At 39.7% G+C, this 24,205-nt stretch carries 23 protein-coding genes; 2 read left to right on the plus strand and 21 right to left on the minus strand.

Going from position 1 to position 24,205, the window contains the following annotated elements:
- Positions 1–34: 34 nt before the first annotated feature.
- The 5 genes from LCL91_RS06675 to LCL91_RS06695 form a co-directional block, all read right to left on the minus strand.
- Positions 35–523: a BlaI/MecI/CopY family transcriptional regulator gene (locus LCL91_RS06675; protein ID WP_224881070.1), complete on the minus strand. Its 489-nt coding sequence runs from the start codon at positions 521–523 to the stop codon at positions 35–37.
- A 138-nt stretch (positions 524–661) separates the two neighbouring features.
- Entirely contained in the window at positions 662–1,783 is a 1,122-nt protein-coding gene (locus tag LCL91_RS06680; protein WP_224881072.1) for a M20/M25/M40 family metallo-hydrolase, read from the minus strand.
- A gap of 26 nt (positions 1,784–1,809) precedes the next feature.
- Positions 1,810–3,357 carry an acyl-CoA carboxylase subunit beta gene (locus LCL91_RS06685; RefSeq protein ID WP_224881074.1) on the minus strand — a complete coding sequence of 516 codons (1,548 nt, stop codon included), beginning with the start codon at positions 3,355–3,357 and terminating at the stop codon, positions 1,810–1,812.
- Entirely contained in the window at positions 3,357–4,193 is an 837-nt protein-coding gene (gene mce, locus LCL91_RS06690; RefSeq protein WP_224881076.1) for a methylmalonyl-CoA epimerase, read from the minus strand. Before mce ends, LCL91_RS06685 begins: the two co-directional genes overlap by 1 nt.
- Positions 4,194–4,213: 20 nt before the next feature.
- Positions 4,214–5,872, minus strand: coding sequence for an acyl-CoA mutase large subunit family protein (locus LCL91_RS06695; RefSeq protein ID WP_224881078.1), 1,659 nt, complete (start codon positions 5,870–5,872; stop codon positions 4,214–4,216).
- A 209-nt stretch (positions 5,873–6,081) separates the two neighbouring features.
- Between LCL91_RS06695 and prli42 the strand changes: the two genes are divergently transcribed.
- The gene (prli42, locus tag LCL91_RS06700; protein WP_142329569.1) at positions 6,082–6,174 is read left to right on the plus strand and encodes a stressosome-associated protein Prli42; all 93 of its coding nucleotides are present in this window, start codon (positions 6,082–6,084) and stop codon (positions 6,172–6,174) included.
- A 103-nt stretch (positions 6,175–6,277) separates the two neighbouring features.
- On the opposite strand, the gene LCL91_RS06705 is transcribed toward prli42, so the two are convergent.
- The 14 genes from LCL91_RS06705 to LCL91_RS06770 all read right to left on the minus strand — a co-directional run bounded on the left by LCL91_RS06705 (position 6,278) and on the right by LCL91_RS06770 (position 21,182).
- Complete coding sequence (locus LCL91_RS06705) at positions 6,278–6,793, minus strand: L,D-transpeptidase (protein WP_224881080.1); 516 nt, start codon at positions 6,791–6,793, stop codon at positions 6,278–6,280.
- A gap of 45 nt (positions 6,794–6,838) precedes the next feature.
- The gene (locus LCL91_RS06710; RefSeq protein WP_224881082.1) at positions 6,839–7,807 is read right to left on the minus strand and encodes an aromatic acid exporter family protein; all 969 of its coding nucleotides are present in this window, start codon (positions 7,805–7,807) and stop codon (positions 6,839–6,841) included.
- A gap of 180 nt (positions 7,808–7,987) precedes the next feature.
- Entirely contained in the window at positions 7,988–8,710 is a 723-nt protein-coding gene (locus LCL91_RS06715; protein ID WP_224881084.1) for an amino acid ABC transporter ATP-binding protein, read from the minus strand.
- Complete coding sequence (locus LCL91_RS06720; RefSeq protein WP_098444144.1) at positions 8,703–9,362, minus strand: amino acid ABC transporter permease; 660 nt, start codon at positions 9,360–9,362, stop codon at positions 8,703–8,705. The genes LCL91_RS06715 and LCL91_RS06720 overlap by 8 nt, the downstream gene beginning before the upstream one ends.
- A 26-nt stretch (positions 9,363–9,388) precedes the next feature.
- A complete protein-coding gene (locus LCL91_RS06725; RefSeq protein WP_224881088.1) occupies positions 9,389–10,186 on the minus strand; it encodes a transporter substrate-binding domain-containing protein in 798 nt (265 codons plus the stop codon).
- A 244-nt stretch (positions 10,187–10,430) separates the two neighbouring features.
- A complete protein-coding gene (locus tag LCL91_RS06730) occupies positions 10,431–10,859 on the minus strand; it encodes a BrxA/BrxB family bacilliredoxin (RefSeq protein WP_159783030.1) in 429 nt (142 codons plus the stop codon).
- 126 nt (positions 10,860–10,985) lie between these two features.
- The gene (locus tag LCL91_RS06735) at positions 10,986–12,293 is read right to left on the minus strand and encodes a dihydrolipoamide acetyltransferase family protein (protein ID WP_224881091.1); all 1,308 of its coding nucleotides are present in this window, start codon (positions 12,291–12,293) and stop codon (positions 10,986–10,988) included.
- A 27-nt stretch (positions 12,294–12,320) separates the two neighbouring features.
- The gene (locus LCL91_RS06740; protein ID WP_160918842.1) at positions 12,321–13,304 is read right to left on the minus strand and encodes an alpha-ketoacid dehydrogenase subunit beta; all 984 of its coding nucleotides are present in this window, start codon (positions 13,302–13,304) and stop codon (positions 12,321–12,323) included.
- A 12-nt stretch (positions 13,305–13,316) separates the two neighbouring features.
- On the minus strand, positions 13,317–14,309 hold the full coding sequence (locus LCL91_RS06745) for a thiamine pyrophosphate-dependent dehydrogenase E1 component subunit alpha (protein ID WP_224881093.1): 993 nt from the start codon (positions 14,307–14,309) through the stop codon (positions 13,317–13,319).
- Between the two features lie 30 nt (positions 14,310–14,339).
- The gene (gene lpdA / locus LCL91_RS06750; protein WP_224881095.1) at positions 14,340–15,761 is read right to left on the minus strand and encodes a dihydrolipoyl dehydrogenase; all 1,422 of its coding nucleotides are present in this window, start codon (positions 15,759–15,761) and stop codon (positions 14,340–14,342) included.
- An 85-nt stretch (positions 15,762–15,846) separates the two neighbouring features.
- Entirely contained in the window at positions 15,847–16,950 is a 1,104-nt protein-coding gene (gene buk, locus LCL91_RS06755) for a butyrate kinase (protein ID WP_224881097.1), read from the minus strand.
- A 14-nt stretch (positions 16,951–16,964) separates the two neighbouring features.
- The gene (gene bcd, locus LCL91_RS06760) at positions 16,965–18,062 is read right to left on the minus strand and encodes a branched-chain amino acid dehydrogenase (protein ID WP_224881100.1); all 1,098 of its coding nucleotides are present in this window, start codon (positions 18,060–18,062) and stop codon (positions 16,965–16,967) included.
- Between the two features lie 31 nt (positions 18,063–18,093).
- Positions 18,094–18,990, minus strand: a complete 897-nt coding sequence (gene yqiS, locus LCL91_RS06765; protein WP_224881102.1) for a phosphate butyryltransferase — start codon at positions 18,988–18,990, stop codon at positions 18,094–18,096.
- A 116-nt stretch (positions 18,991–19,106) separates the two neighbouring features.
- Positions 19,107–21,182, minus strand: a complete 2,076-nt coding sequence (locus tag LCL91_RS06770; RefSeq protein ID WP_224881104.1) for a sigma-54 interaction domain-containing protein — start codon at positions 21,180–21,182, stop codon at positions 19,107–19,109.
- 175 nt (positions 21,183–21,357) lie between these two features.
- On the opposite strand from LCL91_RS06770, the gene LCL91_RS06775 reads away from it, so the two are divergent.
- Positions 21,358–21,597: a DUF2627 domain-containing protein gene (locus LCL91_RS06775; RefSeq protein WP_224881106.1), complete on the plus strand. Its 240-nt coding sequence runs from the start codon at positions 21,358–21,360 to the stop codon at positions 21,595–21,597.
- Between the two features lie 179 nt (positions 21,598–21,776).
- On the opposite strand, the gene spo0A is transcribed toward LCL91_RS06775, so the two are convergent.
- Both spo0A and spoIVB read right to left on the minus strand, forming a co-directional pair.
- The gene (spo0A, locus tag LCL91_RS06780; protein ID WP_098444156.1) at positions 21,777–22,577 is read right to left on the minus strand and encodes a sporulation transcription factor Spo0A; all 801 of its coding nucleotides are present in this window, start codon (positions 22,575–22,577) and stop codon (positions 21,777–21,779) included.
- Positions 22,578–22,821: 244 nt separating this feature from the next.
- Positions 22,822–24,117 (minus strand): SpoIVB peptidase, encoded by a 1,296-nt coding sequence (gene spoIVB / locus LCL91_RS06785; protein WP_224881109.1) that lies wholly within the window; start codon positions 24,115–24,117, stop codon positions 22,822–22,824.
- Between the last annotated feature and the right edge of the window lie 88 nt (positions 24,118–24,205).

The raw sequence follows: 24,205 nt of genomic DNA on the forward strand, positions 1-24,205 counted from the left end.
ACTCATGCTAAAAAGACAGGAGAGGTCTCCTGTCTCACGTGGTGAGTGCTTGCTTTCGTTCTATCCATTTCACAAATTCACTACCGTGAAAATGCTGGTTGAATTCCATTTGAAATTCGTACATCGCATCTAGAAATTCAGCATTTTCAGCTGATTTTGAGCGATACTCATCTAAGTAATTCATGACCGCATAGGAATACTGTGTACTAGCTTCCACTTTATGGTGACCTTCTTCCGTTAAGGTCACGTATGATACGCGCCGGTCGTTCGCTTTCTTATCAAGTTTGACAAACAGTTTGTTTTTCAAACGTTTTAACACCTGCATAACTGTTGATACGTCCCAAAGCCCAATTTCTGAAACTCTTGTAATGGTAACTTCTTCTTCCAAATAAACAATCCACATCACATGCTGTTCGGCTTGAGTTAATCCAATTTCTCTCGCATTTTTTTGCCATTCATTTTCCAGTACTTTATAAGTTCCTCGCATATAATTCATCAGTTTATGAGTTTGAATAGAGTCCATTTTAACACCGCTTCCACTTCAATAATTATAATCATACCGTTCTATTTTAACATAATATAGAAGCAGTGCCACAAAGGTGGATGTAACAAAAAAGAGAACATTGCCGAAAATCGACAATGTTCTAAACGTTTTTTAAACTTAAGCGTTGGCAACTTCTTTAATGATCGAAACCACTGCTTCAGATACCTTTACAAGCTCTTTTACAGGCATGCGTTCATTCGTTGTATGAATTTCTTCGTAACCAACTGCAAGATTGACTGTAGGAATACCATGCCCAGCAATCACATTGGCATCACTTCCACCACCGCTAGTTAATAGCTCAGGAGAACGGCCAATCTTTTCCATTGCTTTTTTTGCTACTTCAACGACATAGTCACCATCATTGAACTTGAAACCAGGGTACATCACCTTAATATCAAGATCTACGGACCCACCCATTTCTGAAGCCGTTTTTTCGAAAGCCTGTTTCATTTTCTCTACTTGCGCTTCCATTTTCTCAGGAACGAGTGAGCGTGCTTCAGCTAGCACTTCTACATGATCACAAACAATGTTTGTTTGAGAACCACCTTCAAACCGACCGATATTCGCTGTTGTTTCATCGTCAAGTCGACCAAGCGGCATTTTCGCGATTGATTTGGCTGCCATTGTGATCGCTGAAACGCCTTTTTCAGGTGCAACACCAGCATGAGCTGTTTTACCATAAATGGTTGCTTTTATTTTCGCTTGCGTAGGAGCAGCGGTAATGATTTTTCCGACTTCACCATCACTATCAAGCGCATAACCGAATTTGGCGATTAGCTTTTCAGGATCAAGAACTTTTGCACCTTGAAGCCCTGATTCTTCTCCAACGGTAATAATAAACTGAATCGTTCCATGCTCAATGTTTTGTTCTTTTAATACGCGAATGGCTTCAAACATAGCCGCTAAACCTGTTTTATCATCGGCTCCAAGGATCGTTGTTCCATCGGTTACCACATACCCATCTTTGATGGATGGCTTAACGCCCTTACCTGGCACTACTGTATCCATATGAGAAGTAAAGTAAATCGGGTCTGCTTTGTCAACGTTCCCTTTAAGCGTGCAGATTAAGTTCCCTGCCTCATGATCTGTCTTATCTGCAGCATCATCTTCTTCTACTTCCACACCAAGCGATGTGAATTTCTCCTTTAAAATGGCAGCAATTTTCTTCTCGTGTTTCGTTTCAGAATCAATTTGAACCAACTCTAAAAATTCGTCTACTAGTCTTTGTTCATTAATCATGTTGTTTGTGCCTCCTAGAAATCGGTTTAAAGCGGGATATTGCCGTGTTTCTTCTTAGGGCGTTCTTCGTGCTTATTCCGCATCATTTCGAGCGCTTCAATCAGTTTCTTCCTCGTTTCTCTTGGATCGATGACGTCATCAACCATTCCACGTGAAGCAGCTATGTATGGGTTCGCGAACTTCTCACGATATTCTTCAATCTTTGCAGCTCTTGTTGCTTCCGGATCTTCACTCTCATTAATTTCTCTTGCAAAAATCACATTTGCTGCACCTTCCGGGCCCATTACGGCAATTTCAGCATTTGGCCATGCATACACGAGATCGGCTCCAATGGATTTAGAATTTAAAGCGACATATGCGCCACCGTATGCTTTCCTTAGGATAACCGTAATTTTGGGTACGGTCGCTTCTGAATAGGAATAAAGAATTTTAGCTCCATGGCGGATAATACCTCCATGCTCCTGTTTAATACCCGGGAAAAACCCCGTAACATCTTCAAACGTAATTAATGGAATATTAAAAGAATCACAGAACCGAATAAAGCGCGCAAGCTTGTCAGATGAATCAATGTCGAGTCCACCAGCCATAACTTTTGGCTGATTGCAGACCATTCCTACCGTCTCACCTTTTATTCTTGCAAAACCAACAACAATGTTTTTCGCAAAATATTTTTGTACTTCAAGAAATGAGTCTTTATCTACTACTGCATCAATCACCGTTCTAACGTCATATGGCCTGGTCGCATCAAATGGAACAATGTCAGCAAGATCTGCACAGAAATCGTCACGTTCTTCACTTTTAATGATGGGACTCTTTTCTTCATTATTTGATGGTAAATAACGAATCAAATCACGAACGCTTGTGAGAACCTCTTCTTCTGTTTTACCTGTAAAATGAGCATTACCACTTTTAGAACGATGGACTTTCGCACCACCAAGGTCTTCTGCAGTAATCTTCTCACGTGTAACCGTTTCAATGACTTTAGGTCCAGTTATAAACATCTGACTCGTATCTTCTACCATAAACACAAAATCTGTAATTGCAGGGGAATAAACAGCTCCGCCTGCACATGGCCCCATAATCACCGAAATTTGTGGAATCACACCAGAATAGATGGAGTTACGATAAAAAATGTGTCCATACCCATCCAATGATACCACACCTTCTTGAATTCTCGCACCTCCAGAGTCGTTCAAACCAATAATTGGCGCACCATTACGCGCTGCAAGATCCATAACGTGGGCTACTTTTTTGGCATGCATTTCACCTAGCGCTCCGCCAAAAACAGTAAAATCTTGCGCAAATAGGTAAATAGGACGGCCATGCACCTTTCCATAACCGGTGACCACACCTTCACCCGGCGCTTTTACATCTCCCATTCCAAAATCTTGAGATCGATGTTCAATAAACGAATTAAGTTCAACAAACGTACCCGGGTCAACGAGTAAATCAATTCGTTCTCGAGCCGTTAACTTTCCTTTCTCATGCTGTTTGTTAATTCGTTCATCCCCACCTCCAAGCTCTACTTCCCTCCGTCGATCATACAATTCATTGATTTTATCATACATATCCATTATTCTGCCTCCTTCGAAGGTTTATCACAAAGTTCATACAGAACCCCTCTTGCTGATTTAGGATGCAGAAATGCAATATTCGCTCCACCAGCACCTTTAACAGGCGTTTCATGAATAAGTTTCACACCGTTTTCAGAAAGTTCACGTAGCCTGTCTTCAATTCGATCGTCTGCAAGTGCGATGTGATGAATTCCTTCGCCTCTTTTATTAATAAATGAAGCAATCGGACTTGATTCTCCAATAGGCTCTAGAAGTTCTATTCTAGACTCACCGATTTTCATAAAAGCCACTTTCACCCCTTCTGAAACAACTTCTTCGATTGCCTCTAGTTTCAAATGAAGCTGGTTCACATAAAAAGGGAGTGCCTCTTCTAGAGAAGATACTGCAATTCCGATGTGATCAATTTTTTTAGGAGGTTCTTTAATGGATTGATCGATTCCGTCTCGCTCGTACACTGCTTTTTCGATAAAAACAGCTGTATCTTTAGTTGGCGTACCTGGCGTAAATACCTTTTGAATTCCTTTTGATTCTAAGAATGGGATATCTTCCCATGGAATAACTCCGCCTCCCACAACGATAATATCCCCCGCATTGCGCTGTTCTAGCAGTGAAACAATTTCAGGGAATAGTTCATTATGTGCACCTGATAAGCAAGATAAGCCAATCGCATCCACATCTTCTTGGATTGCAGCTGTGACGATTTGTTGGGGCGTTTGCCTTAAACCCGTATAGATTACTTCCATTCCATAATCACGAAGGGCCTGGGCGATTACAAGAGCGCCTCTATCATGACCATCAAGACCTGGCTTTGCAATTAAAACGCGTATCTTCTTCATCTCTTTCCACTCCCGTTTGTTTAGATTCCAGTGTATTCGCCAAATTCTTCTCGGAGTATGCCGCATATTTCACCGACTGTACAATAATCTCGTACACAATTAATAATAAGCGGCATTAAATTACTTGTGCCTTTAGCTCCCGACCTTAATTCCTCCAACCGAGCGCTCACTCGATGCTGATCTCTTGTAGTCCTTAAAGTTTCAAGCTTTTCAATTTGTTTCCGTTGAAGCTCAGGATCAATACGATGTAATTCTGGCTTAGGTTCGTCTTCTAACTTGTATTGATTCATGCCCACGACGACTTCTTCACCACTCTCGATTTTCTTTTGCGTTTCATAAGAAGCTTGGTGAATTTCGCGCTGCATATAGCCCTGTTCAACTGCGGACACTGCTCCGCCCATGTCATCGATCTTACGAATATAATCAAAAACATACGCTTCAAGTTGATCAGTCAAATTCTCGATAAAATAAGAGCCACCAAGGGGATCAACCGTATCGGTTACGCCGCTTTCGTTTGCAATAATCTGCTGGGTTCTTAGAGCAATTCGTGCGGAATCTTCCGTTGGTAAAGCTAACGCTTCATCTTTCGCATTTGTATGAAGGCTCTGTGTCCCTCCTAGAACAGCCGCAAGTGCTTGAATGGTCACCCGGACGATATTGTTGTCTGGCTGTTGGGCTGTTAACGTTGATCCAGCAACTTGAGTGTGAAAACGGAGCTGCAGACTTTTCGGCTTTTTTGCACCGTACCGTTCTTTCATAATTTTAGCCCAGATTCTTCGAGCTGCTCTAAATTTCGCAACTTCTTCAAGGAATTGATTGTGCCCATTAAAAAAGAAAGCTAGCCTTGGCGCAAAATCGTCGACTTTTAATCCCGTCTCAATTGCTGCATCGACATAAGCAATACCATTCGCAATGGTAAATGCTAGTTCTTGAGCCGCAGTCGAACCCGCTTCTCGAATGTGGTAGCCAGATATACTAATCGTATTCCATCTCGGTACATACTCTGCGCAATAAGCAAAAATGTCTGTAATCAATCGCATAGATGGTTTTGGAGGAAAAATATATGTTCCCCTTGCTATATATTCTTTTAGAATGTCATTCTGGATCGTTCCAGAAATTTGTTCTTGCGATACTCCCTGTTTTTCTGCTACGACGATGTACATCGCTAGCAATACTGATGCCGGCGCATTAATCGTCATGGACGTACTCACTTTATCAAGGGGGATATCTCGTAAAAGCGCTTCCATATCATCGAGTGAATCAATCGCTACGCCTACTTTACCAACTTCTCCTTTTGCCATCATATCATCCGAATCATATCCAATCTGCGTTGGAAGATCGAAGGCAACGGATAAGCCAGTTTGACCTTGATCAAGTAAATAGCGAAAGCGACGATTGGTTTCCTCAGCTGAGCCAAACCCCGCATATTGTCTCATTGTCCATGTTCTACCACGATACATGGTTGGTTGAATCCCTCGTGTGTATGGATATTGTCCCGGTAAACCCAGTTTCTCCATGTAATGCTGATCTAAGTGATCCGGATGTCCAAGACGGTCTATGTCAATTCCAGAGCTCGTCTTAAACGCTTCTTTTTTCTCCGGAAATTTCTCGATTAATTTTTCAGTTAGTGCTTTCCATTCCTCGAATTGACTTTGAAAATCTTTCTTTTCTGTCTCCATCCCCATTCCTCCCTGTTGTCTTCCTCATAATTAAATCGATTAGAAATTTAGATGTCTAACTTATATCTAATTCTGGATAAAGTAAGCGTTTTCCTCTAAAATTCGTAAAATTTGTCGAAGCACTTTCTAGTTTCATCAAGGATAGTCTTGTCCAACCTAACAAATCATTGTAAAATAACGATAGAATGCTTATTTTGGGAGGGACTCTCATGCCTCGTAAAGCTACAAAGATCGTTGTTTATATTATGATTATTTCGATGCTTCTTAGTTTATTTGCTGGAGCAACAGCGATGTTGTTTTAATGACAACACGTTTTCAACTAGCTCATTCACAAATATAGGAAACAAAGCATAGAAAAGAAGAAGCTGCCATTAGACAGCTTCTTCTTTTTATAATCACTTTAATTCAATGTGTTTCTCCTATCGCTCCAGCTTTACTTGCCAATTCATCAAAAGATTGATCGCTTGAAGTAATTAGAATTTTAGTTCCAATTGGTATGTCATTATAAAGCAGTTCAACTTCCTCATTTAAAAGTCGAATACATCCAGCAGTTGTATATTTCCCAATTGAATCTGGACGATTTGTTCCATGGACGCCATAAGTTCTTCCGTTTGTTCCTTTTGCATCAAAACCAATCCACCTTGTACCAAGCGGATTCTCTTTCACTCCACCTTCAATATTTTTCTTTCTGTAATAAGGATTTTCCGCCTTCACAATTACTGTAAATAGACCTTCAGGAGTCTGATCGATACTTTTACCAGTCGCTACCGATAAAACACGCTGAACTTCATTTCCATCAATATAAGCTAGTTCGTTTACCTTCTTATTTACAATAAGAAATGGATCACCTGCATTTGGCTGAGTACCGAATGGAAAGAGAATGGATACCGATAAATACAGCGATAACATGATAGAGAACAAATGTATCACTCCTTTTATTCTCTATCATGCAACCATTTATAGGATTCATTCAGCTTTTGAAAAAGCGCCTGGTTTAAAGTAACGCTTTAGTAACAAATATTGTTCGACTTCATTTAGGAAATACAGAAGGGCTGAGCGCGTTTCAAACTCTTCACGATCTGCAGGCAGTGGAGAATTCCGAAATTCCTCACGCATCGTTTCTAATTCTTCTAGAAAAACATTTGCTGTATTTTGGGGCTTTACTGAGCTACTAAGCTTCTCCATGAAGTCAGCCATTGTACGACCATGAATATAAGTTTGATCAAGAGATGAAATAATTGGTAACACTCTCTCCAAGATCGCAAATTGTTTTTCGCGCATTTTAAAATAAACATAATATTTATCATCATCACGTAACATGTGATTTTCTATATCTTTGAGTGCAAGGTTCTTAGCATACTGAAGTAAGTCACCAACTTCAATGATCTCTTTTCCATCCCAGTTACTTTCCCCTTCACGAAGATAAACAGCATACTCCATAAGGATAATTGAAAATTTTTCTTCGATTTGTTTTCTGATATTCAACAAATCTTTTTCAAGGCTGGGCATATACAAATTAAAGAGAAGTGCAACCCCAATTCCTATGACAATAATCGCTACTTCATTCCATACAATTCCCCAACTTACATGATTGAAATTATAAATATGGAGTATGATAACTGAACTTGTAATAACACCTTCCGTTGCTTTTATCGCAACAACCACTGGTATAAAGAAGAGTAGCAATAAAGATATGCTAAACGGTGTATAACCAATTCCTTCAAAAAATACTGCACTAAATACAATACCAAGTAAACAAGCTAAAAACCGTTCCCAAGAACTTCGAAATGATCGTTTAGTTGTTGGTTTAATACAAAGAATCGTTAAAATACCGGCAGAAACATAGTTATCAAGTGAGAAAAGTTGCGCAATGGTGATAGCAACCCCAGTTCCTATTGCTGTTTTTAACGTTCGATAGCCAATTTTCACTTTCAATAAAAATTCTTCCTTCCACAATAAGAGTTACTTCTTTAATATCCTTCAATTATCAGAGTCTAAACTATTTTCTCTTGATTGAACAGTTAATTTCGTATAGATAACGCTTTCATGATAAATATTCTATTGAATACATAATAAACACTTAATAAAACAAAAAAGTGAACACGAATGTTCACTTTACAACACTTTATCTAAGAATACTTTTGCTCTATCTGTTTTAGGGTGGTTAAAGAATGAACTAGGTTCACTTTCCTCAACAAGTTTTCCTTCATCTAAAAACAAAATTCGATCTGCCGCTTCTCTTGCAAATGCCATTTCATGTGTAACGATGACCATCGTCATCCCAGATTGCCCAAGATCTTTCATGACGTCTAATACCTCTTTAACCATCTCAGGATCAAGTGCAGATGTAGGTTCATCAAACAACATATATTCTGGCTCCATTGCTAGGGCTCTGGCAATCGCAACACGTTGTTTTTGTCCACCAGACAAGCGCTTTGGATACTCATTCTCCTTCATCGATAGACCTACTTGTAAAAGGAGCTCGTGAGCTTTTGCCTCAGCAATATCACGCTTTATTCCCTTTACTTTCATTGGTGCGTAGATAAGGTTTTCTAGAACGGTTTTATGTGGAAAGAGGTGGAAATGTTGAAAGACCATTCCAACTGTCTGGCGTAAGTCCATGATATTTGTAGATGAGTCTGTTAGTTTCTTATCATCCACCCATATTGAACCAGAACTAACTTGTTCCAATTGATTTAAACACCGAAGAAGAGTCGACTTACCAGATCCAGAAGGGCCTATAATCGCAACCACTTCACCTTTCTTAATCGATGTATTAATACCACTTAATACTTCATTGTTCCCGAATTTTTTGTGAAGGTTTTCTACTTTAATCACTGCGACTCATTCTCCTTTCTACTATTTTTCCTATCAGCGTTAAAATCATAACAAGCAAATAGTAAATAATCCCTGCAATTAGTAACGGTTCAAAGTATTTGAATTTCTCAGCAGCCACGATCTGACTTCGTCTCATAATATCAAAAACACCAATAACAGAAACAATCGCAGATTCTTTTGTTAATGTAATAAACTCATTCATAAGAGCAGGTAAAATGTTTTTCATAGCTTGCGGCAAGATAATATCCTTCATCATTGGACGATAAGGAATACCCAGGGCAGCAGCAGCTTCATTTTGTCCAGTGTCTACTGCACGAATTCCTGCTCGTATTATCTCAGATATATAGGCGGCAGAGTTGAGACCAAATGAGAGAACACCCGCTTCAAAAGCTGAAATATCATAACCTGTTAACTGAGGCGTTGCATGATAAAATAATAATAACTGTAAGATAAGAGGGGTACCTCTGAAAACAGATGTATAAGCATCAGCTAGCCAACTAAGCATCTTGACTCGCCCGATTTTAAATAAAGCAAGTATTGTGCCGAGTACAAATCCTACTATAGCTGAAACACTAACAAATTTTAACGTGACCAATATTCCTTGCAGGATGTATGGAATATTAGGCACGAATTGACCGAAATCTAAATTCATGCCTGTTCATCCTTTCTTCTATGATGTTATTCTACGGTGTCCTGTCCAAACCACTTTTCGATAAGCTCGTCCATCTTACCATTATCCTTCATTTCCTTAATGACTTCGTTAAACTCTTTCGTTAACTCACTATCTTTCGGGAAAGCGACAGCTGACCCCGCCTCTTCTGTATTTGGAAGATTCTCACCAGTTAGATCGTCATTACTTTCTAAGTAGCCTTTTGCTACAGTATCTTCAATAATAATGGCATCATAACGCCCTGATTTAAGTTCTTGAATCAGTTCTGGAATGCGATTTAACGTGATGATTTCCATTTCGATTCCACTTTCTTTTAATTCGTTAGCTTTGTCTTCTTGAATCGAGCCAAGTTGAACCCCTACTTTTGCTCCATCGAGATCTTCTGGTTTTACCATTTCATTATCCGTTGAAGAGACGATCATATGGTTAGCTGAATAATAAATATCCGAGAAGTCAACATTCTCCTTACGCTCCTCTGTAGGTGTCATCCCTGCAAGAACAAAATCGACACGCTCACTACTTAAAGCAGTAATTAGTCCACTAAAATCCATGTCTTTGATCTCAACTTTATAACCTAACTCTTCTGCAATATAATTAGCAATATCCACGTCAAATCCAATGATCTCTTCTCCCTGAGCAGAATCAATATATTCAAATGGCGGATAATCAGCAGAAGTACCCATTACAAGAGTTTTTTCTGAATTACCTCCATCCTCTTGATTTGCATCTTCATTTGAAGATCCGCAAGCAGCAAGCCCCATAACCATAAATAATCCGACTATCACGATTAACCAATTTTTCTTCATTTTTATTCCCCCTGATAAATGTATAATAATTCGTTTACTTGAATATTTATCACTATATCAGATATCTCGTTCTTATTCTACATGTTTATTCATATATTTTCATATAAATTAAAGTAATTCTTTTCTGTATATTCTGTTATTTTCACAAACACTCACTATTGTATTTAGTTTCATAAAATTTAAAACGAATAAATAATGCATAAAAAAACACCAGGCATTTTGCCTGGTGCTCACTGAAAAGCTATTAACAATATTTATTGAATAAATATTGTAACATTCCGGATACTTCTTCGGGATCGCTTCCTTCAATTTCATGACGTTCTACCATGTTAATGATTTCTCCGTCTTTTAGAATAGCAAACGAAGGAGAAGATGGTGCAAACCCTGTAAAATAAGAACGTGCTTTTGCTGTTGCTTCTTTATCTTGACCGGCAAAAACCGTTACAAGATTATCTGGTGTTTTCTCGTTATTGATCGCCATCCTTGCGGCAGGACGCGCAACGCCTCCTGCACACCCACAAACTGAGTTGACCATCACAAGTGTCGTTCCTTTACTTGTCACTACCTCTTCTACCTCTTCAGGTGTTGTTAATTCTTTATATCCTGCTGCTTTGATCTCTTCACGAGCTGTTGCGACAACATCATTCATAAATAGATTAAAGTCCATTGACATGCTAGATTCCTCCCTTAATTCAAATCGCTTTCTTTCTTATTGTATCGCGAATCACTACACTTTTCCAAGAAACGCTTTCATTCTATCAAAAAAAACAGCCATCCCTTAATGAGATGGCTGTACATTTTAGTAAACAGATGTGTTTTCTTTTGAGATAGTTTCTAGGTTTTCCTTCACTCGAGCAAGAAACTTACCGCAAATCATACCATCAAGTACTCTGTGATCAAGAGAAAGGCAAAGATTTACCATATCCCGGACAGCAATCATCCCGTTATTCATAACAACTGGTCGTTTTACAATGCTCTCTACTTGAAGAATAGCAGCTTGAGGATAATTTATAATGCCCATAGATTGAACAGAGCCAAATGAGCCAGTGTTATTTACTGTAAACGTTCCAGCCTGCATTTCTTCACCTTTGAGCTTACCAGTTTTGGCTTTTTGGGCGAGTTCTTTCACTTCACGAGCAATTCCTTTAATTGATTTCTCATCAGCGTTCTTAATAACCGGAACGAAAAGTGATTCATCTGTTCCAACCGCAATCGAAATATTAATATCTTTTTTCTGAACGATTTTATCTCCAGCCCACATCGAATTCATTTGAGGGAATTCTTTAAGTGCTTCGACGACAGCTTTAACAAAGAAAGCAAAGAACGTTAAACCATACCCTTCTTTCTTTTTGAAATCATCTTTAATCCCATTACGGTATTCCACAAGATTTGTTACATCTACTTCCACCATTGTCCACGCATGTGGAGCTTCATGCTTACTGCGAAGCATATTGTTTGCAATGGCGCGTCGAACACCTGTCACTGGAATCTCAATATCGCCATCTGCAACAGGAACATCAACGGCTTTTGATTCTGGCACTGATTTTGATGGAGCTTTTGGAGCTTTTGGAGCTTCACTCTTCTCTTCTTTTTTGTTTTCAGCAGGAGTTTGTTCTTGCTTTGGTGCTGGAATTTCACCTGAGTCAATTACCTTCTGAATATCTTTTCGGGTAATACGACCACCTTTACCAGAACCGCTAATTTGTTCAAGGTCGATATTATTCTCTTGAGACATACGAAGAACTGCTGGTGAGTAGCGACGTTTCATCGGCTGATCCTCATCCTGCTCTTTCTTTTCTTCAGAAATATTTTCAATCGCCTGTTGACCTGTTGACTCTTCCTGCTTTTCTTCTTTAGCTGCTCCACCTTCAACATCGATATAACATACAAGCTCACCGACTTCAATTGTATCGCCTTCTCCAGCGACTAGTTCTTTAATAACTCCTGAATAAGATGAAGGTACTTCCGCATTCACTTTATCTGTATTTACCTCTGCAATTGGATCATATTTGTTTACAGTATCACCGACTTCAACGAGCCATTTTTCAATCGTTCCTTCTGTGACACTTTCTCCAAGTTGAGGCATCAGTATTTTTTCAACTGCCACAATAAACCCTCCACTTCTTACAATCTTTTAGTATTCTGCTAGTTCGCGCATTGCTTTTTCTACTTTGTCAGGATTTAGCATAAAGTACTTCTCCATCGGTGGGGAGTACGGCATAGCCGGTACATCCGGTCCTGCTAAGCGTTGAATCGGCGCATCAAGATCAAAGAGACATTCTTCTGCAATAATGGCAGAAACTTCACCAATGATACTTCCTTCTTTATTGTCTTCCGTAACAAGAAGAACTTTACCTGTCTTTTTCGCAGCTTCTACAATGGACTCACGGTCCAATGGGTAGACTGTACGAAGATCTAGAACATGTGCAGAAATACCGTCTTTTTCAAGCTTCTCTGCTGCTTGAAGAGCAAAGTGCACGCTTAGACCGTATGTAATTACTGTAATATCGTCACCTTCACGTTTTACATCAGCTTTTCCAATAGGAAGCGTATACTCTTCTTCAGGGACCTGGCCTTTGATCAACCGATAAGCACGCTTATGCTCAAAGAAAAGAACCGGATCATTATCACGAATGGCAGCTTTTAACAGCCCTTTTGCATCGTAAGGGGTAGAAGGCATAACAATTTTAAGTCCAGGGACGTTAGCAAAAAGCGCTTCGACTGATTGTGAATGATAAAGTGCACCGTGAACGCCACCACCATAAGGCGCACGTATTGTAATAGGGCAATTCCAATCATTGTTTGACCGATAACGAATCTTCGCTGCTTCAGATACAATTTGGTTAACAGCAGGCATAATAAAATCTGCAAACTGCATTTCTGCAACAGGTCTCATTCCGTACATGGCAGCACCAATTCCAACACCAGCAATGGCTGATTCTGCAAGTGGAGTATCAATCACACGGTGTTCACCAAACTCGTCATAAAGACCGTCCGTAGCGCGGAAAACACCTCCGCGTACACCAACATCCTCGCCTAGTACAAAAACTTTCTCATCGCGCTGCATTTCTTCTCTTAAAGCCTGGGTTATCGCTTGAATATATGAAATAACTGGCATAATGGTTCCTCCTTACTCTTCGTATACATACTTCAATGCATCTTCAGCCGGTGCATAGTCTGCATTTTCTGCGTACTCTGTTGCTTCATCTACTTCTTTTTGAACACGCTCATGAATTTCTTTTTCAATTTCATCAGTTAACACGCCTACTTCTTTTAAATAAGCTGCAAACGTAATAACAGCATCCTTTTTCTTCGCTTCTTCAACTTCTTCACGCGTACGATAAGCGCGATCATCGTCATCACTTGAGTGAGGTGTTAAACGATAAGATACAGTCTCAATCAATGTTGGGCCATCGCCTCGGCGCCCTCTTTCTACCGCTTCTTTCGCAGCTTCATAAACAGCAAGTGGATCATTTCCATCAACCGTTACACCAGGCATTCCATAACCAATCGCGCGATCAGAAACTTTCTCACAAGCTAACTGCTTTGAAACTGGTACTGAAATCGCGTATTTGTTGTTTTCACAAACGAAGAGCACTGGTAACTTATGCACGCCAGCAAAGTTAGCCGCCTCATGAAAATCTCCCTGATTGGATGAGCCTTCTCCAAACGAACAGAACGTTACTAGGTCTTTCCCTTCCATGCGACCCGCGAGAGCAAAACCAACTGCATGAGGCACCTGAGTTGTTACAGGTGAAGAGCCAGTAATGATGTTGTTCTTCTTCTGTCCAAAGTGACCCGGCATTTGACGACCTGCTGAGTTTGGATCTTCTGCTTTAGCGAAACCTGAAAGCATCAGATCTTTTGCTGTCATACCGAAAGAAAGGACTACGCCCATATCACGGTAATACGGCGCAACAAAATCTTTCTCTGGATCCATTGCAAATGCAGATCCAACCTGAGCCGCTTCTTGTCCCTGACAGGAAATAACAAAAGGGATTTTACCAGCGCGATTCAGTAACCACATGCGCTCATCGATTTTACGAGCCATTAACATAGTTTCAAACATTTCAAGCACTCTTTCATCTGAAAGTCCTAATGCTTCATGACGATTTTCAGCCATAATGTTTTACCTCCTTAAATAAACCTTGTATTAAGAATGAATTGCTTTCCCATCCACTGCAAGTGCAGCTTCACCGATTGCTTCAGACAGTGTAGGGTGAGGATGAATTGTATGCGCCACTTCCCAAGAGGCCGCATCAAGAACTTTCGCTAGACCCGCTTCAGAAATCATATCCGTTACATGAGGGCCGATCATATGTACTCCTAGAAGATCCTCATTGTCCGCATCAGCTACAATTTTCACAAATCCATCAGATTCTCCGAAAACAAGTGCTTTTCCTATTGCTTTAAAAGGGAACTTTCCAATCTTAACGGTATGACCTTGTTCTTTCGCTTGCGATTCCGATAAACCTACACTCGCCATCTCTGGACTGCTGTAAATACAGCTTGGGACCTGAGTGTAATCAATTGGGTCAGGATCTTGATCGGCTAGGTGTTCTACTGCAGTAATCCCCTCATGTGAAGCAACGTGAGCAAGCTGCATACCACCAATTACATCACCAATCGCGTATATATGAGATTCTTTTGTTTGAAAATATTCATTGGTTTGAATAACGCCTTTATCTACTTCAATTGTTGTATTCTCAAGACCGATGTTTTTCACGTTTGCTTCCCGTCCTACTGACACCAGCATCTTATCTGCAGAGAACGTTTTCGTTTCTCCTTCATGTTCCGCCTGAATGGAAACACCCTGATCCTTTGTTAACGACTCACCCATCACTTTTGCACCAGTGAAAAGCTTGATCCCCTTTTTCTTCATCAATTTGTGTGCTTCTTTAGAGATATCCTTATCTTCTGTTGGCACAATACGATCAGCATATTCGAGAACAGTTACCTCTACACCAAAATCAACAAGCATGGACGCCCATTCAATTCCAATAACACCACCGCCGACAATGATAATGGAAGATGGGAGGCTTTCCATATGAAGAGCTTCATCTGAGGTCATAACATAGTCGCCGTCTACCTCAAGTCCAGGAAGCGTACGAGGCTTCGATCCCGTTGCAATAATAACGTTTTTAGGAATCAACATTTCATTTTCTTCCCCGTTATTCATTTCAACTGAAACCGTACCAGGCATTGGAGAGAAAATAGATGGTCCAAGAATTCGACCGAATCCTTCAAATACATCTATTTTCCCTTGTTTCATAAGGTGCTTCACGCCATTATGAAGCTGATCAACAATTCCCTGCTTACGTTCTTGAACCTTTTTAAAATCTAACGCAATTTCCTTTGCCATTACGCCAAACTTCTCTCCATGCTTAGCAGTGGCATATACTTCAGCACTTCGAAGTAACGCTTTACTTGGAATACAGCCGCGATGCAAACAAGTACCACCAAGTTCACGCTTTTCAACGATTGCCGTTTTTAGACCTAGTTGGGAAGCACGAATAGCAGCTACATAGCCACCAGTACCTCCACCCATTATGACGAGATCATATTCTTCAGCCATTCAAATTCTCCTTTATAAAACGTTTTATTCCCTTTTTTTAAAAGAGTCACTGCACATGAATATTAATGAAAATGCGTTAGAATCTCTAAACCATTGACTCCACAGAAGAAACAGGATAAATTTTCGCTATTTCCTCTTCTCTTAACACGCGTAATCCACCTTCTGCAAGTGCCTGTAGCTCATTTTCACCAGGATGAACGAGAACATCAGCAATCCACTTGATTTGCTCTGTTATTTGAGAGACAAATTGTTTTCCATAAGCTAGACCACCAGTTAAAACGATCGCATCCACTTCTCCTGCAAGAACAGCACTAGCCGATCCAATCTCTTTGGCTACCTGATACGCCATGGCATCGAAAATAAGTTTCGCCTTCTCATCTCCATTTTGAATCCGCTGTTCCACTTTAAGAGCATCGTTAGTTCCAAGATAACCAACGTAACCTGCTTGTCCAACTAGCTTCTTCATAATTTCGTCAGCATAATATTCCCCTGAAAAACACATGGACACTAGATCACCAACAGGAACTGTTCCCGCACGTTCTGGTGAGAATGGCCCTTCACCGTGCAAGCCATTATTTACATCCACAACTTTACCTTTTCGATGGGCACCTACGGTTATCCCGCCACCCATATGAGTTACGATAAGGTTAAGATCTTCATATTTGCTATTTAATTGAGAAGCTACTCGTCTGGCGACTGCTTTTTGGTTTAAAGCATGAAAAATACTTTTACGTTCGATTTCTGGCACTCCAGAAAGGCGAGCTACATCTTGAAGCTCATCAACAACTACTGGATCAACAATAAAAGAGGGGATATTGAGCTGTTCAGCAATTTCAAAAGCAATAATCCCACCTAAATTCGAAGCATGTTCACCAGAATAACCATTGCGAAGATCTTCAAGCATGCGTTCATTAACTGAGTACGTTCCACCTTCGATAGGACGCAACAAACCACCGCGTCCTACAACCGCAGATAATCTCGAAATATTAATATCTTCTTCATCTAACGCTTCAAGAATGGTATTTTTTCTAAATTCATATTGATCGATGATTGTTTTAAATTGATTGATTTCATCTCTATCGTGCCGTAATGATTTCTCAAATACAGCACGCTCATTATCAAATACACCTATTTTTGTTGAAGTTGATCCCGGGTTGATTACCAGAAGTCTATATACTTTATCTGTCACTCCAAACCCTCCGTTTATCTACGATGACCTAAAATATGCTGAGAGTTTGTTAAGAATTGACTTCTAGACTGCTTCATTTGCTCAATTCTTTCTTCAGCAAGACGGTCTGCCGCTGCATAAGTAGGAATACCATCGCGTTTAGAAATTTCGATAACTTTAGAAATAGTGTCATAAATGCCATCAACGCGCTTCATTGCACGATCGCGATTATATCCATAAAGCTCATCCGCAACGTTAATAACACCACCAGCATTGATAACATAGTCTGGCGCATAAACAATACCCATCTCATGAATCTGATCACCGTGTGTCGTTTCGCGAAGCTGGTTGTTTGCTGCTCCAGCAATAACTTTTGCTTTAATTTTGCCTATTGTATCGTCATTGATAATTGCACCTAGTGCACATGGTGCAAAAATATCACAGTCTACCTCGTAAATGTCTTCTGGATCTACAGCTTTTGCACCGAAGTCAGCTACTGCACGATCAACTGATTCTTTATTGATATCTGTAACAACTAGAGAAGCTCCTTCTTCATGAAGGTGTTTGCAAAGATTATAGGCAACATTCCCTACACCTTGAACAGCTACTGTTTTACCTTGTAAAGAATCTGTACCAAACGCTTCTTTTGCTGCAGCCTTCATTCCTACATAAACACCATAAGCTGTTACAGGAGAAGGGTTACCAGAAGAACCAAACGCTGGTGAAATACCCGTTACATATTCTGTTTCTTCATGAATAGTATCCATATCTTGAACAGTAGTACCCACGTCTTCGGCAGTAATGTAACGACCGTTTAATCCCTGAATATATCGTCCAAATGCCCGGAACATCGCTTCATTTTTGTCTTTACGAGGATCACCGATGATAACTGTTTTTCCTCCGCCAAGATTTAAACCTGCTGCAGCATTTTTGTACGTCATTCCTTTGGCTAAACGAAGTGCATCCTCAAATGCAGCTTCTTCAGAAGCGTATGTCCACATTCTTGTTCCGCCGAGAGCCGGTCCTAGGGTTGTATCATGAATCGCAATAATCGCTTTTAATCCTGAAGCTTTATCTTGACAAACAACCACTTGTTCATAATCGTATTTCTCCATATAAGTAAAAAGTTCCATCAGTAATCTCCCTCTCTGTTATCCTCTAATTTTATTTAGCTGAACTTACTGCAAGCGCGATACTATAAACTTTGCTTTCTGAACTATCTGCGCGAGAAGTTAAAACAATTGGCGCTTTAGCGCCAGCGATGACTCCTCCAACTTTTGCATTTGCAAAATAGACAAGTGATTTATACAATGCATTCCCTACTTCTATTGAAGGAACAAGAAGGATATCTGCTTTCCCAGCTACTTCACTTTGTATCCCCTTATGCTCTGCTGCTTCTATTGAAATAGCGTTATCCAATGCGAGGGGTCCATCAATCACGCATTCAGAAATCTGTTCTCTTCTATTCATCTGAGTTAGCGCCGATGCATCAAGCGTCGCTTGCATAGCTGGATTAACGACTTCTACTGCGGCTAACGGCACAACTTTGGGGCGCTCAATGCCAATACTTCTCGCAATCGATACCGCGTTATTAACAATTTCCACCTTTTGCGTTAAATCCGGCTCAATATTCATACCAGAGTCTGTTACAAAAATCAGTCGTTCATATCCTCGAACATCAAATGCGGCTACGTGCGAAAGAACCTTTCCTTTTCGCAAGCCATATTCTTTATTTAAAACTTCTTTTAAAATGACTGAAGTGGAGACCATTCCTTTCATTAAAACATCGGCATCTCCATTTCGAACGGCTTGAACAGCCATTCTCGAAGCCTCTTGATCTGACTCCACATGCACGATTTGAAGAGATGATGATTCAGTTAAACCTTCATCAGTTAACATTCTCTTGATATCTTGCTTATCACCGTAAAGAATGAATGAAGCCAGTTGTTTCTGAATAGCTTTATGAACCGCTTCAATCACTTCTTTATCTGCAGCAGCAGCAAGTGCAATCGTTTTGTTAGGTTGTTTGGATACTTCCATTACAAGTTGATCTAGATTCATTGATGTCCTCCCTCTACGCCATCATACTATTATGCAAGTTCCGTGCCAATTCTACATTATTGTCATAACAGGGTTTTGAACTGATGGACCACGCAAAAACCTGCACACCACGCAAATTATTGCATGCCAGACTTTTCAATACCGTGTTTTTCCATCTTGTAGTACAGGTTACGAAGTGACACACCTAAGGCCTTTGCTGTCGCAGTTTTATTTCCCTCATAATGGGCAAGAGTTTGACGAATTGTCTTCTTTTCAAATTCATCAACTAGCTGAGACAACATTTTGTCAGGGGTTCGTTCGACGAACAGCACATCAGCATCTTTTTTCTCACTCAACAATGATGGGAGATGGTGTGAATCAATCATCGTTTCAGAGACATCCATATGAATCACAATTCTTCCCAAGACATTCTCAAACTCCCTAACATTACCTGGCCAATCATAAGATTTTAAATAGTCAACAGCACCATCCGTTATCCCTTTAACATTTCTCCCATAGTCTTGATTAATTTTTGTAAGTAAATGCTTTGCAAGGGCGGTAATATCTTCTTTCCGCTGTCTCAAAGGAGCTATTTGAATCGGCAGTCGATTTAATCGATAGTATAAATCTTCCCTAAATGAACCATCGATTATTCTTTTCTCCAGTTTCGCATTTGTTGCTGCAATTATTCTTACATTAATTGAAATTGGCTTCGCTCCACCTACTCGAACTATTTCTCGCTCCTGAAGAACACGAAGAAGCTTTGCCTGAGTACCTAGAGATACCTCCCCTATTTCATCAAGGAATATACTCCCACCATTCGCCTCTTCAAAAAGCCCTCGTTTACCACCCTGCCTAGCACCTGAAAACGCGCCATCTTCATAACCAAAAAGTTCACTTTCAAATAAGGATTCAGAAATAGCAGCACAGTTCACTCTGACAAATTTGTTATACTTACGATCACTTGCATTATGTATGGCATGGGCAAATAGTTCCTTACCTGTTCCAGATTCACCACGAAGAAGAACAGTTGCTGGCGTCGAGGCTGCCAGTTTCGCTTGTTGTACAGAAAAAGTCATTTCCTCTGATTTCCCGATAATGTCTTCAAAGGAATACTTTGCTTCAAGTGTTCTAATTATTTGTCTCGCTCGTTGAAGTTGATTGTTCAAAGAGTGTAGTTCTGAAATGTCATGAATCACACCGACACTTCCTTTTAAGAGACCATCCACTATAACCGGCGACACATTAACAACAACTTCTCTTTTTGCGGGACCAACTTTCATTTGTACGCCACGCACTGGTTTTCTCGTTCTGAGTACACGCATGTGCATGCTTTCACCTTCAGAAATATCCGTATTCGCCGGTTTTCCAATTACTTCTTCCCGTTGAAGACCGGTTAATCTTGTGTAGGCAGGGTTAATCATAAGTCCTTTCCCAGTTTCATCCACTACTGAGATTGCCTCGTCAGAAGACTGTATAATAGCTTCCAACATGGATTGAACACTTTTTAAATTTGTTACTTCTTGCGCCATCTGTTCAATTGCGGTCATATCTTTAAAAACAGCCAAAGCTCCTATACGTTTTCCTTCATCATTAAACATTGGAATTCTCGTGGTAATAATTTTCTTACCATTAGGTAGTAACTGTTCTTTATTAATCTCCGCTTTTCCAGATGAAAGGACGCGCGGTAGTCTACTTGAAGCCATAAGAGACCCAATTATTTTTCCATCGGCGAGCTCTTTGCTAATTCCCGTTATTTTCTCAGCACTTCGATTAAATAAAGTTACTTCCTCATGCACATTTACTGCAATCATGCCATCATGTGTTGAATCTAAAATAATTTCTTGTTGTTTGGATTGATCTCGTAACGTATCAATTAATATTTCTTTTTCTTCAATAAGTTTTAAAACAATATTAGCGACCGATCCCGGAATGAGGACAGTATGCTTTTCTCGCCTGTCTCTTATTTCTTCAAAAACCGCTTCATCCCCGGTAGCTTCTACAATGACATCGATTTCAAATTGATTTAATGCTACTTTCCAATCTTCAAATACAGCTATTCCACTATTACGAGCTTTAAGAATACCAGGCGCCCCCTGGTAACAATCCACCATCGCAATAACTTTCATCATTTTAGTTTCCTGCAAAATCTGCAAAAGCGCCAATCCGCCTCTTCCAGCACCTACAATCATACATGTTCGCAACTTTTTCATCACCTGCACCCTATACATGCAATATATTTCATACTAATCATACATCTCTTTTTTAATTTTGACAAATTATGCACGGTTCTTTTTATCGTTTTATGTAAGTTGCAAACACTAATGGACACTTCATTCCTACTTCGCTACAATAGCACTAGTGATGTGTAGAAAGGGTGCACCAGTAATGAGGTTAGTTGCTTTACTTGTCGTATTAATTCCAGGAATCATCGGCGTTATCGGTATTAAATTAATGAGAGATGTTCTTTTCGGAGTAGTAAACCCACCGTTCACTTCTCTTGTTGTTCAATTTATCCTTGGACTCATATTCCTTATCGCTGGCCTCGCTTTCGTTGGTGGATTTATTTTCTACCGTGATCGCAAGCGAAATAAAGTACAGCCAAGGTTTTCCTCTAAAAAACAGTAATCTTTCATTGAAAGATTTCGTAAAAGTACAGGTTCACATTGTAGTAATCTCCCAGACATAAAAACAAAGCCCACTTCACAAAAGAAGGGGCTTTGTTTTTCCAAATTTAATTTGAAGCATTTCACTAAGCTTTCATCAACTCTGAAATAGAGATAACTTGATTTATGTTTGAATTCGAATTACCTGCTATGAGAATAATTATCCATGTTGTGCTCAATCCGAAGCTTATCAGCAACCATTGCAATGAACTCTGAATTTGTAGGTTTCGCTTTAGACATACTCACAGTATAACCAAATAAGTTTGAAATAGACTCTACATTACCTCGACTCCAAGCAACCTCAATCGCATGGCGAATCGCACGTTCTACTCTGGATGAGGTTGTATTGAATTTTTTCGCAATATCAGGATATAGAACCTTCGTGATTGAACCTAATAGTTCAATATCGTTATAAACCATCGTAATCGCTTCTCTTAAGTACATATAACCTTTAATATGTGCCGGTACCCCGATTTCATGAATAATACTCGTGATGCTCGCATCAAGGTTTCTAGGGCGACTTTCACGCTGAGGACGCTTATACGAGCCATTACTTGTTGTAAATGTTGTTTTCTTACCACTCACTTGCCTTACATGACTTGCTAAATTATCCATATCAAACGGTTTTAGTATAAAGTAGGATGCTCCTAAATCTACTGCTTTTTTCGTTACGTCTTCCTGTCCGAAGGCAGTGAGCATAATAACGCTACAAGTATAATTCATTTCTCTTAAACGTTCGAGAACAGCCAGGCCATCTAAATGCGGCATAATTATATCAAGTACAAGGACATCAGGTTCTTGATCTTCAAGAACTTCTAAGCATTCCTGTCCATTGGAAGCGGTTCCGACTACCTCCATATCCTCTTGTCGTGACATATATTCCTCAATTAAATTCACCAATTCACGATTATCATCAGCTAGACATACCTTTATTTTTTGCACGGCTCCGTCTCTCCTTCCACAAGTTTGGTTACCGTAGTAGTATAGAAATTCAACGGAAGTTGTAAATTCCCTCTAAAATTTCTAAAAACATTTAAAAACAATATTTATTCTTCATCATTCTTTAGCATACTTCAATTTACTACACATAACTACATTTTCTGAATAATCTTTCAATTTTGTCGAATTTTCTTCACCCAAAGTATACCATGCTTTGAAAATGAAAGAAAGCGAACATTGAGCTTTTTTAGCTCGCTGTTCGCTTTTCATTACGACTTTCTTCATAAATATTAATACCAGCTTCTTCCAACATCCATTCAATATGAACGCCATAGCCTGAAGTGGAATCATTAACAAACACATGAGTAACCGCTCCAATTACTTTTCCATCTTGAATAATGGGGCTTCCACTCATCCCTTGTACAATCCCACCCGTTTCATTTAACAACTGAGGATCAGTTACTTTAATAACCATTCCTTTTGTAGCAGGAAACTTCTGAGGAATTGAACTGATCACTTCTACATCATATTCTTTTACCTCACTACCTTTTACTACTGTTAAAATTTTAGCAGGACCTTCTTTCACTTGATGAGATAGCGCAATCGGCATCGGCTTATCATACAGGCCTTTTTTTACTTCCTGGTTCATTTCTCCAAAAATACCGAAAGGACTGTTCCGTGTTATTGTACCAAGCTTTTGATCTGTCTTAGAAAATCTTGCTAGCTTTTCACCAGGGTGACCGTTGCTACCTTTTTCAATTGATGTTACAGAAGAGGGATAAATCTCTCCCCGATTAACAACGATTGGCTTCTTCGTATCCATATCAGAAATAACATGTCCTAGAGCACCATATTTTTTCGTATCTGGATGATAAAATGTTAACGTTCCAACTCCTGCTGCAGAGTCACGAATATACAACCCAATTCTGTATGCTTCATTTTGTTTATCCTTTACAGGAACCAACTTCTTACTAAGTTCTTCGTTTTCTCTTACAATCGTCACTTCTAATGCTTGGCCATTATTTGCAGCTTTTTTTACAATTGAGCCAATGTCGCTCATTTTTTGAACGGCTTGACCATTTATCTTAGTAATAATATCGCCTACTTGAATGTCAGCAATTTCTCCTGGTGACCGATCTCCTTGATTCGTATGAATTAAATGGTGACCAACAACAAGTACACCACGCGTGTTTAATTTTACACCAATTGATTGCCCACCAGGTATAACTTTAAAATCAGGAAGAACTTTTACATCAACTTTTTTAATTGGAATATTTCCAACAGTAAAATCCAGAATATCAGAACCGCTTTTTGCGCCGTTAACCGCAATTTCTTTCCCCGACGGGTTAAGACTTGCCACTTCAGAGCTTCCAAGCGTTGCAACGGCAGTAGTAACAGAGGATATTGTTGTTTGATCTCCTTCAAACATGATAATCTCATCTGGAATTGATAAAAATAACTGTACTGGTTTTGAAAAACCAAGTACGATTAAACCTCCAAGGAGAACTACTCCTAACAGCTTCCGAAACATCTCTATCTTCAATCCTTCACTCTCCTCGCTCTTGCTCACACCTCCAACATGGCTGTATCTATAATTTTGCCTTGAGTGGCCGTTATTATAACCTCTAAAA

It is taken from the genome of Guptibacillus hwajinpoensis (assembly GCF_020171785.1).
Classification (GTDB): Bacteria; Bacillota; Bacilli; order Bacillales; family Guptibacillaceae; genus Guptibacillus; species Guptibacillus sedimenti.